Origin of the sequence: Terrabacter sp. Soil811 (assembly GCF_001429655.1) — a bacterium.
Taxonomy (GTDB): domain Bacteria; phylum Actinomycetota; class Actinomycetes; order Actinomycetales; family Dermatophilaceae; genus Terrabacter.
Window position 1 is genome coordinate 1 of the sequence record NZ_LMSX01000008.1, and the last position, 13539, is coordinate 13539.

At 71.3% G+C, this 13539-nt stretch carries 12 protein-coding genes; 5 read left to right on the forward strand and 7 right to left on the reverse strand.

Annotation, left to right across the window (positions count from 1 at the left end):
• Positions 1-100: 100 nt before the first annotated feature.
• Genes ASH01_RS10545 through tdh form a run of 3 tightly spaced genes read right to left on the reverse strand, consistent with a single transcriptional unit; the run spans position 101 to position 2161 of the window.
• Positions 101-478 carry a DUF2568 domain-containing protein gene (locus ASH01_RS10545; protein ID WP_056775407.1) on the reverse strand — a complete coding sequence of 126 codons (378 nt, stop codon included), beginning with the start codon at positions 476-478 and terminating at the stop codon, positions 101-103.
• On the reverse strand, positions 475-1122 hold the full coding sequence (locus ASH01_RS10550) for an alpha/beta fold hydrolase (RefSeq protein ID WP_056775409.1): 648 nt from the start codon (positions 1120-1122) through the stop codon (positions 475-477). The genes ASH01_RS10545 and ASH01_RS10550 overlap by 4 nt, the downstream gene beginning before the upstream one ends.
• A 1-nt stretch (position 1123) precedes the next feature.
• A complete protein-coding gene (gene tdh / locus ASH01_RS10555; RefSeq protein ID WP_020142104.1) occupies positions 1124-2161 on the reverse strand; it encodes an L-threonine 3-dehydrogenase in 1038 nt (345 codons plus the stop codon).
• 32 nt (positions 2162-2193) lie between these two features.
• Between tdh and ASH01_RS10560 the strand changes: the two genes are divergently transcribed.
• On the forward strand, positions 2194-2694 hold the full coding sequence (locus tag ASH01_RS10560; RefSeq protein ID WP_235508524.1) for a Fur family transcriptional regulator: 501 nt from the start codon (positions 2194-2196) through the stop codon (positions 2692-2694).
• A 7-nt stretch (positions 2695-2701) separates the two neighbouring features.
• Here the strand turns inward: ASH01_RS10560 and ASH01_RS10565 are convergent, their stop codons facing one another.
• From ASH01_RS10565 to ASH01_RS10580, 4 genes are read right to left on the reverse strand one after another with little or no spacing between them, the layout of a single operon-like run.
• Positions 2702-4903 (reverse strand): alpha-galactosidase, encoded by a 2202-nt coding sequence (locus tag ASH01_RS10565; protein WP_056775418.1) that lies wholly within the window; start codon positions 4901-4903, stop codon positions 2702-2704.
• A gap of 1 nt (position 4904) precedes the next feature.
• A complete protein-coding gene (locus ASH01_RS10570; RefSeq protein ID WP_200958958.1) occupies positions 4905-5822 on the reverse strand; it encodes a carbohydrate ABC transporter permease in 918 nt (305 codons plus the stop codon).
• Position 5823: 1 nt separating this feature from the next.
• Positions 5824-6717, reverse strand: a complete 894-nt coding sequence (locus ASH01_RS10575) for a carbohydrate ABC transporter permease (protein WP_056775419.1) — start codon at positions 6715-6717, stop codon at positions 5824-5826.
• 16 nt (positions 6718-6733) lie between these two features.
• Entirely contained in the window at positions 6734-8086 is a 1353-nt protein-coding gene (locus tag ASH01_RS10580; RefSeq protein ID WP_056775421.1) for an ABC transporter substrate-binding protein, read from the reverse strand.
• Positions 8087-8447: 361 nt separating this feature from the next.
• Between ASH01_RS10580 and ASH01_RS10585 the strand changes: the two genes are divergently transcribed.
• Genes ASH01_RS10585 through galK form a run of 4 tightly spaced genes read left to right on the forward strand, consistent with a single transcriptional unit; the run spans position 8448 to position 13535 of the window.
• On the forward strand, positions 8448-10448 hold the full coding sequence (locus ASH01_RS10585) for a beta-galactosidase (protein ID WP_056775424.1): 2001 nt from the start codon (positions 8448-8450) through the stop codon (positions 10446-10448).
• Between the two features lie 2 nt (positions 10449-10450).
• The gene (locus ASH01_RS10590) at positions 10451-11227 is read left to right on the forward strand and encodes a DeoR/GlpR family DNA-binding transcription regulator (protein WP_082619668.1); all 777 of its coding nucleotides are present in this window, start codon (positions 10451-10453) and stop codon (positions 11225-11227) included.
• Complete coding sequence (gene galT / locus ASH01_RS10595) at positions 11227-12354, forward strand: galactose-1-phosphate uridylyltransferase (protein ID WP_056775426.1); 1128 nt, start codon at positions 11227-11229, stop codon at positions 12352-12354. Before ASH01_RS10590 ends, galT begins: the two co-directional genes overlap by 1 nt.
• On the forward strand, positions 12351-13535 hold the full coding sequence (galK, locus tag ASH01_RS10600; protein ID WP_056775429.1) for a galactokinase: 1185 nt from the start codon (positions 12351-12353) through the stop codon (positions 13533-13535). Before galT ends, galK begins: the two co-directional genes overlap by 4 nt.
• Positions 13536-13539 lie beyond the last annotated feature (4 nt).

Consider the following 13539-nt stretch of genomic DNA (forward strand, 5'->3'; position numbering starts at 1 on the left):
GAACCTTGAGCAGTTCCACTCCACCGCGGGAGGCCCTCCCACGTCAGCAGCTCAGAGCGATGAGTCGCATTCCCTCAACCAACGTGCCCGGTCAGTACACCTAGGACAGCGAGGACCCCGGCGTCCGGCGTGCGAAGGGACCGAACCACGTCAGCACCGTGTTGACGACGATCACCACGGCGACGACGACGGCCCACGCGCGCGGCAGGACCGCGAAGGCTGCGACCGCAGCGCCTCCGAGCACGACCACCTTCGTCAGGACGCCGAGCACGGGCACCTGCACGACCGCCCTGGGCGCCGCGAAGAGTCCCCAGAGGGTGACGGCGGCCGCGGGGACGAGGACGCCGCCGAGCACGTGGGCGGCGGTGGTGGTCCCGAGCCCGGCTCCCCAGACCGCGAGCAGGACGACGGCCAGCACCTCGACGCCGAAGGCGATGACGTCATTGGCGTTGACGCCGGCGACGGAGCGCGCGGTCACGGGTCCGGCTCGTCGAGGAAGGCGTGCGTGAGGTCCGCGAGCTCGCGCGCCGACTCGGTGTTGACGAGCGCCCCGGCACCGTCCACGACCTGCAGACGGGCGGTCGGCAGGTGCTGCGAGAGCTCCTGCGCCGCGACGATCCCGGCCTTGTCCCTCGACCCGGCGACGAGGAGCACCGGCGCCGCGACGGCACGCAGCGACTCCGTGCCGTCGAAGCCCTTGAGCGCGTCGAGGACCGCGAGCATCCGCGGGCGCGAGACCCCCGCGTCGACGAGCCTGCCCTCCGGCACGAGACGCATCGCGAGGCGCTGCATCCGCAGCGTTCCCCGGCCCGGGCGCACGAGCGCACCGCCGAGGACGAGACGCCCGACGAGCTCGGGCCGCTCGACGGCGAGGCGCAGCGCGACGCTCGCACCCACCGAGACCCCGACGAAGTCGGCCTGCTTGACGCCCTGGAGCTCGAGCTCGTCCGCGACGCCCGACGCCGCGTCTCCGAGGTCGAAGCCGACGGGGTCCTTGGGCTTGAGCCCCTTCATCCAGGGGGCCGTCATCGGGCGGCCGGCGCCGTAGGCCGACACGAAGTCCTGCCACGCGATCGGCGACTGGCCGAGACCGTGCAGCAGGACGAGCGGGCGAGGGGCCACGTCAGCTCCAGTCGAGGACGACCTTGCCGCACTGGCCGGACCGGGCGGTCTCGAAGGCCTCCTCCCACTGCTCGGCCGGGAAGCGGTGGGTGATGACCTGAGCGACCGCGGACCGGAAGCGCTCGGACGTCGCGATCATCTGCGACATGGCGTACCACGTGTCGTACATCTCGCGGCCGTAGATGCCCTTGAGCGTGATCATGTGGGTGATGACCTTGCCCCAGTCGAGCTCGTAGGACTGGTGCGGCAGGCCGAGGAGCGCGATGCGCCCGCCGTGGTTCATGTTGGCGATCATGTCGGTGACGGCCGGCGCAGCACCGGACATCTCGAGCCCGATGTCGAAGCCCTCTTTCATGCCGAGGTGGGCCTGAGCGTCGGCGAGGCTCTCGCGCGTCACGTTGATCGTCAGGTCGGCACCGGCGTGCTCGGCGAGCGCGAGGCGGTAGTCGCTCGCATCGGTGACGACGACGTAGCGGGCACCCGCGTGCCGTGCGATCGCGGCGGCCATGACGCCGATCGGGCCGGCGCCGGTGATGACGACGTCCTCGCCGACCATCGGCCACTGCAGGGCCGTGTGGGTCGCGTTGCCGAGCGGGTCGAAGACGGCGCCGAGGTCGGGGTCGAGGTCTGCGGGCTGGATCCACGCGTTGCTCGCCGGGATGACGACGTAGTCGGCGAAGGCGCCGTCGCGGTTGACGCCGATGCCCTCGGTGCGGATGCAGAGATGGCGGCGGCCGGCGCGGCAGTTGCGGCAGCGGCCGCACACGATGTGCCCCTCGCCGGAGGCACGGTCACCGACGGAGATCCCCGTGACGTCCTCGCCGATCTCGACGACCTCGCCGTAGAACTCGTGGCCGATGACGAGCGGCGGCGTGACGGTCGACGCCGCCCAGTCGTCCCAGCCGGCGAGGTGCAGGTCGGTGCCGCAGAGGCCCGCCCGCAGGACGCGGATCTTGACGTCGGCGGGCCCGCACTCGGGCTCGGGACGGTCGACGAGCGAGAGGCCGGGGCCTGCGGTCAGCTTGGTGAGTGCGCGCACGGGGAGAGTCTGCCACTGCCGATAATGGGAGCGTGCCCCCCTCTGCCGAGAGCCCCGCCCCGAGCCCCCGGGTGGCCGCCGCCGTCGCGCGGCTGCGGTCTGCCGGTGAGCGCGTCACCCCGGCGAGGTATGCCGTCCTGCACGTCGTCGACGCCGCCGACCTCGCCGACGAGCACCTCACCGCCGAGCAGATCGGCACCCGCGTGGCCGACGTCGAGCCGAGCGTGCACCGGGCCACCGTCTACCGCACGCTGACCTCGCTCGTCGAGACCGGCGTCCTCTCGCACGTGCACCTCGGCGGGACGGCGACGGTCTACCACCTCACCGAGCCGTCGCCCACCGAGCAGCACGAGCACGCCGCCCACGACCACGGACACGCCCATGTCCAGTGCCACGTCTGCGGGCGTGTGCTCGACGTGGCACCGGACGTGTTCGACGAGGTGGCCGCGCGGCTGCGAGCCGACCTCGACTTCACCCTCGACACCGGTCACGCGGCCCTGCTCGGCACCTGCGGCGACTGCGCGACGCCCTGACCGCGGGTCAGAGGGCGCGGAGGTCGAGGAGGTAGCCCTGGGCCGGGCCCATGATCGGGACCGGCAGGCCGACGGTCGTCAGGACCGACCCCGGGACGACGACGCCGTCCTCGCCGAGGGCCGGCTCCCACCAGCCCGGCGGGGTGTTCTGCACGACGGCGGGCAGGCCGGCCTCGGGACGCACCCGGACGGCATACGACCTGCTCGGGTCGAGGCCCGGAAGGGGCAGCGCGCCGGTCGCGGCGTCGCGGCCGGTCACGAGACGGGCCACGGTGTAGGCCGCCCGGCTGCGGTCGCCGTCGACGGTGCCCGTGACGATGACCGTGCCGTCGGGGCTCTCGGAGCGCACGAGGTCGCCGGTGTGGAGCAACGGCCGCAGCTCGCGCGCGAGCGCGGTCCACCCCGTCAGCGCCTCGAGCTCCTCGTCGGAGCACTCCGTGATGTCCCACTCGAGACCGGCGTGACCCTGGAGCGCCATGAGCGTGCGGAAGCCGAACTCGACCGTGCGGTGCGTCGTGTGGGCCGTGGCCGGGCCGACGTGCGTGCCCATGAGCTCGGCCGGCACGAGCAGGCTCGTCCAGCGCTGGATGTTCGCCCGCTCGAGCGCGTCGTTGCAGTCGCTCGTCCAGATGCGGTCGGTGCGGTCGAGCACGGCCAGGTCGACGCGCGCCCCACCACTGCTGCAGGACTCGATCTCGAGCTGCGGGTGACGCGCCCGGAGGTCGTCGAGCAGCCGGTAGAAGGCCAGCGTGTGCGCGTGGACGGCCGGGGTGTCGACGAGGCGCCCGGACGGGCCGTCGACGGTGTGCACCGCCTCGAGCAGGTCGCGGTTGTGGTCCCACTTGATGTAGTCGATGCCGATGTCGGTGACGAGCCCGCTGATCCGCTCGAGCAGCTGCTCGCGCGCGGCGTCGTGCGTCAGGTCGAGCAGCTGCTGCCAACGCCACTCGCGCGGTGAGCCGGCGGCTGGGCGCAGCACCCACTCGGGGTGCTCCCGCACGAGGTCGCTGTCCTCGTTGACCATCTCGGGCTCGAACCACAGCCCGAACTCGAGGCCGAGGCCCTTGACGTGGTCGACGAGCGCGCCCATCCCCTCGGGCCACACGTCGCTGGAGACGACCCAGTCGCCGAGACCGGCGCGGTCGTGGCGACGCCCGCCGAACCAGCCGTCGTCGAGGACGAAGCGCTCGACGCCGATGCGGGAGGCCGTGTCGGCCAGGGCTCTGAGGTGCTCGAGGTCGGTCTCGAAGTAGACGGCCTCCCACGTGTTGAGCACGACGGGACGCGGCCGCGACGGGTGGCCGGCGCGGGCACGAAGGCTGCGGTGGAGGCGGCGCGAGAGGCCGTCGAGCCCCTCGGTCGAGTGCACGAAGACGACCGTCGGGGCGGCATACGACTCCCCGGGTGCGAGGCGCACCTCGCCGGGAGCGAGCAGCTCGGCCCCGCCGATGACGGCGTGGTGGCGGCCGGCACCCTCGGGCAGCGCCTCGACGAGGTGCTCGTGGTTGCCGCTCCACGCGGTGTGCACGGCCCAGACCTCGCCCGAGCGCCAGTCGAACCCGGCCGTGCCGGCCATCATGAGCAGCGTCGCGTCGTGGCCGGTGCGGCCGCGGCGGCTGGCGCGCAGGTGGGTGCCGTGGTCGAGGCGGCTGCGCTGCGGCGAGCGCTCGCGACACCAGCGGCCGGTGAGGTCGAGCACCTCGTCGGCGCGCAGCGGCAGCGGCAGGATCGCGCGCAGCGCCGAGACGTCGAGCGGAGCGGTGTCCTCGCCCGTGTTGGTCACCGACGCGTCGACGCGGAGCACGCCGTGCTCGTCGAGCGCGTGCCGCAGCTCGAGGCGTATGCCGTCCGGCGAGCTCGCGCGGGTCACGAGAGTCGTGCCGTCGGGCTCGCAGGTCACGTCGTGCCAGCGCACGGCACCCGCGGACCCGGCGCGGTGGCCGGCCCAGCCGGGCGTGCCCGACCAGCCGTCGGCCTCGCCGGGCAGCACGGTGAGGGGCCACGGCACGTCGAGCGCGCTGTGGCCGACAGGAGCGAGCGTCAGCGCGGGAAGGGCGGCATACGTGCTCGCCCCTCCCTCGAGCGCGGGCCCCCAGTGGATGACCTCGGGCAACCCCGAGCCGCCGGGGCGCGGCTCGAGCACGAGCGCGGTCCCGGCGGACTCCAGGTGGACGGTGGACTGGGTGGACTGGTCGGTCAGGTCGGTCACGTCATCCCTTGGTCGCGCCGAGCGTCAGGCCGGCCACGAAGTGTCGTTGGAGCACGAAGAAGATCACGAGGGTCGGGATCGCGACGATCATCGACCCGGCGGCCACGAGGTTGTTGTCCGTGAAGAACTGGCCCCGCAGGTTGTTGAGCGAGCTCGTCACCGGGAACTTGTCGCCCTGCTGGAGCAGCACGGTGGCCCAGAAGAACTCGTTGTAGATCCACGTCGTCTGGAGTACCGCGAGCGCGGCGAGGGCAGGCCGGCACAGCGGCAGCGTGATCTGGAAGAACTGCCGCGTCACGCTCGCACCGTCGATGACGGCGGACTCGTAGAGCTCCTTCGGCAGCGCCTTCATGTAGTTGCTGAGCACGAAGGCGCAGAAGCCGATCTGGAAGGCCATGTTGACGAGGATCAGGCCGACGAAGCTGTTGAGCAGGGTGCCCGAGTCGCTGATCCACAGGGGCACCTCGATGGCGCGGAACATCCGGTAGACCGGGATGAGCAGCGCCTGGGGCGGCAGCAGGTTCGCTGCGAGGAAGAAGCCGAGCAGCGCGAGGTTGAACTTGAACGAGAAGCGCGCGACGACGAAGGCCACGCAGCACGACAGGAAGAGCGTGAGGATGACGGCGGGGATCGTGATGATCGCCGAGTTCGCGAAGTGCAGCCCGAAGTCGGCCTGCTGCCACGCGTTCGTGTAGTTGTCGAACGTGAACCCGCCCCACGAGACGTAGCCGTTCTTCGCCGTGAAGGCGTAGTCGCGGAACGAGTTGACGAGCGCGAGGAGCAGCGGGAAGAGCCAGATCAGCGAGATCAGGGTGAGCATGACCGGCAGCAGCCAGCGGCGGCCGGACTGCGGGCCCCCCTCGTGCGGTTTGAGGAGCGCCTGGCTGCGCTCCTCCACCGGGTCGGCGGCGAGGGACATGTCAGTCCTCCTTCATGGCGATGCGCAGGTAGATGAAGACGAGCACGCTCGAGATGAGCAGCATGATCGTCGCGAGCGCCGACCCGAAGCCGATGCGGCTCGCCTCGCCGACGACGTTCTGGGTCACGAGCGTCGAGATCAGCTCGAGGCCGTTGCGGCCCTTGTTGATGACCCACACGAGGTCGAAGGCGCGCAGCGACTCGATGAAGGTGACGACGAGGACGATGATGTTGATCGGCCGCATCACCGGGAAGACGACCTTGAAGAACGTCTGCGACTCGCTCGCACCGTCGATCTTGGCCGCCTCGCGCAGCGACGGGTCGACGCCCTTGAGACCGGCCAGGTAGAGCAGCATGATGTAGCCCGCGTGGCGCCAGCTCGCGGCCACGAGCGCGGCCCACAGGTTGACGTTCGGGTCGCCGTACCAGTCGGTCGTGCCACCCGTGATCGCGTTGATCAGTCCCTGGTCGCGCGAGTAGATGAGCTGCCAGATGAAGCCGATGAGGGCCAGCGACAGCACGACCGGCAGGTAGATGCTCGTCTGGTAGAACCGCGTGCCCGCCACGCCACGGTCGACGAGCACGGCGAAGAGCATGCCGAGCGGCGTCGCGACGAGGAACATCACGGCGAGCCAGATCAGGTTGTGCTGGATGGCCGGCCAGAACGGCGGGTAGATCGTCGCGATGTCCCGGTAGTTCTGCAGCCCCACCGACTTGATGCCGGAGAGCGGCCCGATCCCGTCCCAGTTGGTGAAGGAGAGCAGGACCGAGCCGATCGCCGGCAGCCAGACGAGCCACAGGACGATGAGGGTCGGCACGATGACCATCAGCGACACGACGACCTTGTCGCGTGTCGACAGCTGGTCGATACCTCTGTACTTGCGCTTGCTCGCCATGGCGGCTCGCCTCCCGTCAGGAACCGAAGATGCTCTTCTTCTGGGCCTCGATGCTCGTGAGGAGACCGTCGATGTCCTTGGGGTTCTTGATGAAGCTCTGGATCGCCGGGATCATCACCGTCGAGGCGAAGTCGGGGCGCGTGTCGCGGTCCATGAACTGCGCGATCGACTTGGCCGACTTGACGTACTCCAGCGACTTCTTCTGCAGGGCCGTGTAGCCGCTCGTGTCAGCCGTCTGGTTGGTGGCGATGACACTCGGGTCGGCCTTGAGCGCGAGCAGCTGCGCCTCGGGCTGGGAGATGTACTGGAGCAGCTTCTTGGCGCCGCCCTCGTTCTTCGGCTTGGCGCTCATCATGTAGCCGTCGATGGGTGCCTCGATGGCGTCGGTGCCGATCGTGGAGTCGATCTCCGGGAAGGTGAAGAAGTCGAGGTCGTCCTGCTCGGCACCCTTGGTGAACTGCTGGGCGAGGAACGAGCCGAGGACGTACATGCCGGACTTCTTCTGCTGCAGCGACTGTGCCGCCTCCTGCCACGTGCGACCGAGCGAGTCGGCCTGGTGCAGGGGGAGGATGCCGGCCCAGGTGTCGAAGACCTTCTTGACCTTGGGGTCGGTCCAGGCCTCCTTGCCGGCCATCAGGCTGACGTGGAAGTCGTAGCCGTTGACGCGCAGGTTGATCTGGTCGAACGTGCCCATCGCGGGCCAGCCGTCCTTGTCGCCGAAGGCGATCGGCGAAAGGCCGTCCTTCTTCATCTGGGCGCCGAGGGCGTTGAGGTCGTCAAGGGTCTTGGGGACCTCGTAGCCCTTCTCCTGGAAGACGCTCTTGCGGTAGAAGACCGCCCACGGGTAGTTCGTGATCGGCACGAAGTACTGCTTGCCGTCGGCGGCGGTCGAGGCCTTCTTGAGGGCGTCGGACATGCCGGTGATGTTCTTCCACACGTCGGAGACGTCGCCGACGAGGCCCTTCTCAGCGAAGAACTGCATGCGGTAGCCGGCGAACCACGTGAAGACGTCGTCGGGCGAGCCCTGCAGGTAGTTGTTGATGTTCTCCTGGAAGGAGTTGTGGTCGACGGTGTTGATCTTGACCGTCGTGCCGGGGTTGGCCTTGGCGAACGCGTCCATGTAGGACTGGACGGCGGCCTTCGGCACGGCGTCCGACTGGTTGGAGCCGACGGTGACGGTGCCGGTGACGGCCCCCGTCGGGACGCCGGTGCTGCCCGTGCTGCCGGAGCTGCACGCGGCGAGGCCGCCCGCTCCGAGCAGGGTGCCGACGCCGAGGGCGCCGCGCAGCAGGGTCCGACGGTCGACGCCGCGGACGGAGGGGGGAACCATGCGGGCCAGGTACTCGGCCTCGCTCGAGGGGCGGGTCATTGCGGTCTCCTTTGACGCTGTGCCGGGTTCGTTGTCGATAGGAAGCGACAGAGTCGAACATCTGCCACCAGAAACCTTCAACAACAAACAGAGGATGTCGGCGCCCGGTGGCGCTGTCAAGGGATTCGTCGAGACCCACAGCCGTCTGCGACCGAACCGAGACCTTCGCAGGGCGCTGACCTCCGGCTTTACACCGTTGTAACGCGATTCGCGCCGCATGGGGAGCCGGTCCAGCGACCCGTCCTGACAGCGCCGGCGGCGTCCCACGGGCCGAGACCGTTGACGAACATCCGCACTTCGCCACGTCCGATGTGTTTGAAAATGTTGACATCGCGGCGAGCAAAGCGACACCCTGTGTCCCATGCGCTCATGGCCGACGAAGACCCTGGCACTCGGTGGCGACTACAACCCCGAGCAGTGGCCCCGCCCCGTCTGGGACGAGGACATCGAGCTGATGCGGCGCGCCAACGTGTCGTTCGTCAGCCTCGGCATCTTCTCGTGGAGCTGGCTCGAGCCGGCCAAGGGCGAGTACGAGTTCGAGTGGCTCGACACGATCCTCGACAAGCTCCACGCCGGCGGCATCGCCGTCGACCTCGCCACGGCCACCGCCACCCCGCCCCCGTGGCTCTCGGCCGCCCACCCCGAGATCCTCCCCGTCGACGTCGACGGCCACACGCTCTGGCCCGGCAGCCGCCAGACGTGGTGCCCGACGTCGCCCGTCTTCCGCGAGTACGCCGTCGCGCTCACCCGGCAGCTGGCGACGCGCTACCACGAGCACCCGGCCGTCGCGATGTGGCACGTCTCCAACGAGTACGCGTGCCACAACCTGCCCTGCTACTGCGACGAGTGCGCGCGGCACTTCCGCACCTGGCTCCAGCGCCGCTACACCGCCCTCGAGACGCTCAACGACGCGTGGGGCACCGCCTTCTGGAGCCAGCGCTACACGGACTGGGACCAGATCCTGCCGCCGCGCCGGTCGACGACGTTCAACAACCCGACCCACGTGCTCGACTACAAGCGGTTCAGCTCCGACGCGCTCCTCGACCACATGCGCGCCGAGCGGGCCGTCCTCGACGAGCTCTCCCCCGGCGTCCCCGTGACGACGAACTTCATGACGCTCGACCACTTCCGCCACCTCGACTACTCGCAGTGGACGCCCACCGTCGACGTCGTCAGCACCGACCACTACATCGTCGACACGCTCGCGCACCCGCGCGCCGAGCTCGCCTACAGCGGCGACCTGACCCGCGGCCTCGCGGGCGGCGCGCCGTGGATGCTCATGGAGCACTCGACGAGTGCGGTCAACTGGCAGCCGACCAACCACGCCAAGGACTTCGGCCAGACGATCCGCGACGCCCTGGCCCACGTGGCCCGCGGCGCCGACACGATCGGGTGGTTCCAGTGGCGCCAGTCCCGCGCCGGCTCGGAGAAGTTCCACAGCGCCCTCGTGCCGCACGCCGGTGCGGACAGCGCGCGCTTCCGCGAGGTCGAGGAGCTCGGCCGGATCGCCGGCCGCCTCGGCGAGCTCGTCGGCAGCCGCGTCGAGTCCCGGGTCGCGATCCTCCATGACTACCAGGCGATCTGGGCCGCCGAGGGTCCGTGCATGCCGAGCTCCGAGCTCGACGCCCTGACCGCGGCGCAGGCGATCCACCGTGCCCTCCACGACCGCGGGGTCACGGCGGACGTCGTGCACCCCTCGGCAGACCTCACGGCATACGCCCTCGTCGTCGTGCCGCAGCTCTACCTCGTCACCGACGAGCACGCGGCCGCCGTCGCCGCGGCCGCCGAGGCGGGCGCCGAGGTGCTTGTCACGTACTTCTCCGGCATCAGCGACGAGAACGACCACGTGCGCCTCGGCGGCTACCCTGGTGCGTTCCGCGACCTGCTCGGCGTCCGCGTCGAGGAGTTCTTCCCGCTCGGCCCCGACGACACGGTCGCGCTCGCCGATGGCACCGGGACGTGGTGGAGCGAGGACGTGACCGCCCTGCCCGGCACCGAGGTGCTGTCGACGTATGCCGCCGGGCCGCTCACCGGACGCCCCGCGGTCACGCGTCGGGCGGGCACCGACAGCGCCGGATCCGCTTGGTACGTCAGCACGCTCCCCGACGACACCACCCTCGGGGCGCTCCTCGACGACGTCCTCTCCGCCGCCGGCGTCGAGCCGACCGTCGCGGGCCTGCCCCGCGGCGTGGAGACGACGCGTCGGCGCAGCAACGGCGACGGCTCGTGGCTCTTCCTGCTCAACCACACCGATGCCGAGCAGACCATCGCCGCAACTGGGTACGACCTCGTCGCGGACGCCCCTGTCGACGGCAGCGTCCGCCTCGCCCCCGGTGGCGTGGCCGTGCTCAGGGAGGACTGACGATGCTCGCCAGCCAGCGGCGCTCCGTCATCCTCGAGCTCGTCGAGGAGTCCGGGGCCGTCAAGGTCTCGGACCTCGTCGAGCGGCTCGGCGTCTCCGACATGACGATCCGCCGCGACATCGAGCGCCTCTCGACCGACGGGCTGCTCGAGCGCGTGCACGGCGGCGCCCTGGCCCTCGGCGGCACCCGGAGCAGCGAGGAGCCCGGCTTCTCCGCCAAGTCGCTGCTCCAGCTCGCCCAGAAGCAGGCCATCGCGCGGGCCGCCGCACAGCGGGTCGAGGCGGGCAGCGCCATCGGCATCTCCGCGGGGACGACGACCTACGAGCTGGCCCGCGCCGTCAAGGACATCCCGCAGCTGACCGTCGTCACCAACTCGGTCCCGGTGGCCCAGCTGCTCCACGAGTCCGGGGCGCCCGGCCAGACGGTCGTGCTGACCGGCGGCGTCCGCACCCCGTCCGACGCCCTCGTCGGCCCGGTCGCCGTGTCGGCCCTGCGCTCGCTGCACGTCGACCTGCTCTTCCTCGGCGCGCACGGCGTCGACGGTCGCACGGGCCTCACGACGCCCAACCTCGTCGAGTCCGAGACGAACCGCGCGCTCGTCGCCTCGGCGCGCCACGTCTGCCTCCTCGCCGACTCGTCCAAGTGGGGCACCGTGGGCCTCAGCACCTTCGCCGACCTCGCCGACGTCGACCTGTTCGTCACCGACGCCGCCTTCCCCGAGCGGGCCCGCGAGGCCGCCCGCGAGAGCGTCGGCTCCCTCGAGATCGTGGAGGCCTGATGCCCACCGAAAGCCGGACGGCAGCCCGTTTCACGACGAGGCACCTCGCCGACGGGCGCGAGATCATCTACGTCGACGAGCCGGGCACGGCCGAGCGCACGGCCGAGGACCCGCGGCCCGTCGAGCCGCGCGTGCAGTCGGGCGAGCTGCGCCATGACGCGCTCGTCGACGACTGGGTCGCCGTCGCCGCGCACCGCCAGCACCGCACGTTCATGCCGCCCAAGGACGAGTGCCCGCTCTGCCCCGCCGGCCACGGGTCGGTGCCGTCGGAGATCCCCGAGCGCGACTACCAGGTCGTCGTCTTCGAGAACCGCTTCCCGTCGTATGCCGTCACCTCCGTCGGCGCCGACGTCCCCGACCCGAGGGGGATCTTCGGCACCCGCCCGGCCGTCGGGCGCTGCGAGGTCGTGTGCTTCACGAGCAACCACGAGTCGTCGTTCACGGACCTCCCCGTCGAGCGGGTGCGCACCGTCATCGACACGTGGGCCCAGCGGACCGAGGCCCTCGGCGCCCTGCCCGAGGTCGAGCACGTCTTCGCCTTCGAGAACCGCGGCCGCGAGATCGGCGTGACGCTCCCGCACCCGCACGGCCAGATCTACGCCTACCCGCACCTGCCCGACCGCACCAAGGCCCTGCTCGAGGCCGCGCGACGCCACCACGAGCGCACCGGTCGGCTCCTCGGCGCCGACATCCTCGCTGCCGAGCGGGCCGACGGCTCGCGGGTCGTCGTGTCGGGGACGCACTGGACGGCATACGTCCCCTTCGCGGCACGCTGGCCGGTCGAGGTGCACCTCGCCCCGCACCGCGACGTGCCCGACCTCGCCGCCCTCGACGACGACGAGCGCGACGAGCTGGCCGTCGTCTACCGCGACCTGCTCGGGCGCCTCGACCGCTACTACGTCGACGCGGACGGGTCACCCGTCAAGCTGCCCTACATCGCGGCGTGGCAGCAGGCCCCGGCGAAGACCGGGCGTGACGTCTCGCGGCTGCACCTGCAGGTCATGTCGGTCCTGCGCGGCCCGGGGCGCCTGAAGTACCTCGCCGGATCCGAGTCCGGGGTCGGCGGCTGGGTCAACGACGTCGCCCCCGAGAAGGCGGCTGCCCGTCTGCGCGAGGTCGCCCGGTGAGCGACCGCACCCCCGACGAGGTCGTCGAGTCGGTCTCGGACGCCTTCGCGCGCACGTTCGGCAGCGCCCCGGCGGGCGTGTGGTCGGCGCCGGGCCGGGTCAACCTCATCGGCGAGCACACCGACTACAACGGTGGCCTGTGCCTGCCGATCGCGCTGCCGCAGCGGACGTATGCCGCCGCGTCCCGTCGCGACGACGGTGTCCTCCGGATGGCGTCCGTCCAGCAGGACGGCGTCGTCGAGGTGGCCCTCGACGACATCTCGCCGGAGCGGCCGGGCGGCTGGGCCTCCTACGTCGCGGGAGTCCTCTGGGCCCTGCGCCGTGACGGCCTGGCCGTCGACGGCCTGGACGTGCTCGTCGACTCCACCGTGCCGCTCGGCGCCGGACTGTCGAGCTCGGCCGCCCTCGAGTGCGCCGTCGCCGCGGCCGCGAGCGACCTCTTCGACCTCGACCTGCTCGCCTCGCCCGAGGGGCGGGCCCGGCTGGCCGCGCGCTGCGTCGAGGCCGAGAACGTCATCGCCGGGGCCCCGACGGGCGGCATGGACCAGTCGGCCTCGCTGCTCTGCGACGACGCCGCAGCCCTGCTGCTCGACTGCCGGTCCGGCGAGACGCGGCAGGTGCCCTTCGACCTCGACGCCGCCGGCTACGTCCTGCTCGTCACCGACACGAGAGCCGAGCACGCCCTCGTGGACGGCCAGTACGCCGCCCGACGTGACGCGTGCGAGGCGGCCGCCCGCGACCTCGGCGTCGAGACGCTCCGCGAGATCGATCCCGCCGGGCTCGACGCCGCGCTCGGTCAGCTCGGCTCCGACGAGGTGCGGCGCCGGGTGCGCCACGTCGTCACCGAGATCGAGCGCGTGACGCTCGCGGTGACGGCGCTCGAGGCGGGTGACCTCGACGAGGTCGGCCGGCTCTTCGACGCCTCGCACGCCTCGCTGCGCGACGACTACGAGGTCTCCTGCGAGGAGCTCGACGTCGCGACGGCGACGGCTCGCTCGCACGGCGCCCTGGGCGCGCGGATGACCGGAGGTGGCTTCGGCGGCTCGTGCATCGCGATCGTCCGGGCCGTCGACGCCGAGGCGGTGGCCGACGCCATCGCGGCCACCTTCGAGGCGGAGGGCTTCACGGCCCCGGTGTCGTTCACGGTGACCGCGTCCGGTCCGGCCGACCGCGACCGCTGACCCC

Coding starts and splice junctions, on each gene's coding strand:
- ASH01_RS10580 (WP_056775421.1), bottom strand. CDS start 8,086: ATGACCCGCCCCTCGAGCGAGGCCGAGTACCTGGCCCGCATGGTTCCC.
- ASH01_RS10590 (WP_082619668.1), top strand. CDS start 10,451: ATGCTCGCCAGCCAGCGGCGCTCCGTCATCCTCGAGCTCGTCGAGGAG.
- ASH01_RS10570 (WP_200958958.1), bottom strand. CDS start 5,822: ATGTCCCTCGCCGCCGACCCGGTGGAGGAGCGCAGCCAGGCGCTCCTC.
- galT (WP_056775426.1), top strand. CDS start 11,227: ATGCCCACCGAAAGCCGGACGGCAGCCCGTTTCACGACGAGGCACCTC.
- ASH01_RS10575 (WP_056775419.1), bottom strand. CDS start 6,717: ATGGCGAGCAAGCGCAAGTACAGAGGTATCGACCAGCTGTCGACACGC.
- ASH01_RS10585 (WP_056775424.1), top strand. CDS start 8,448: ATGCGCTCATGGCCGACGAAGACCCTGGCACTCGGTGGCGACTACAAC.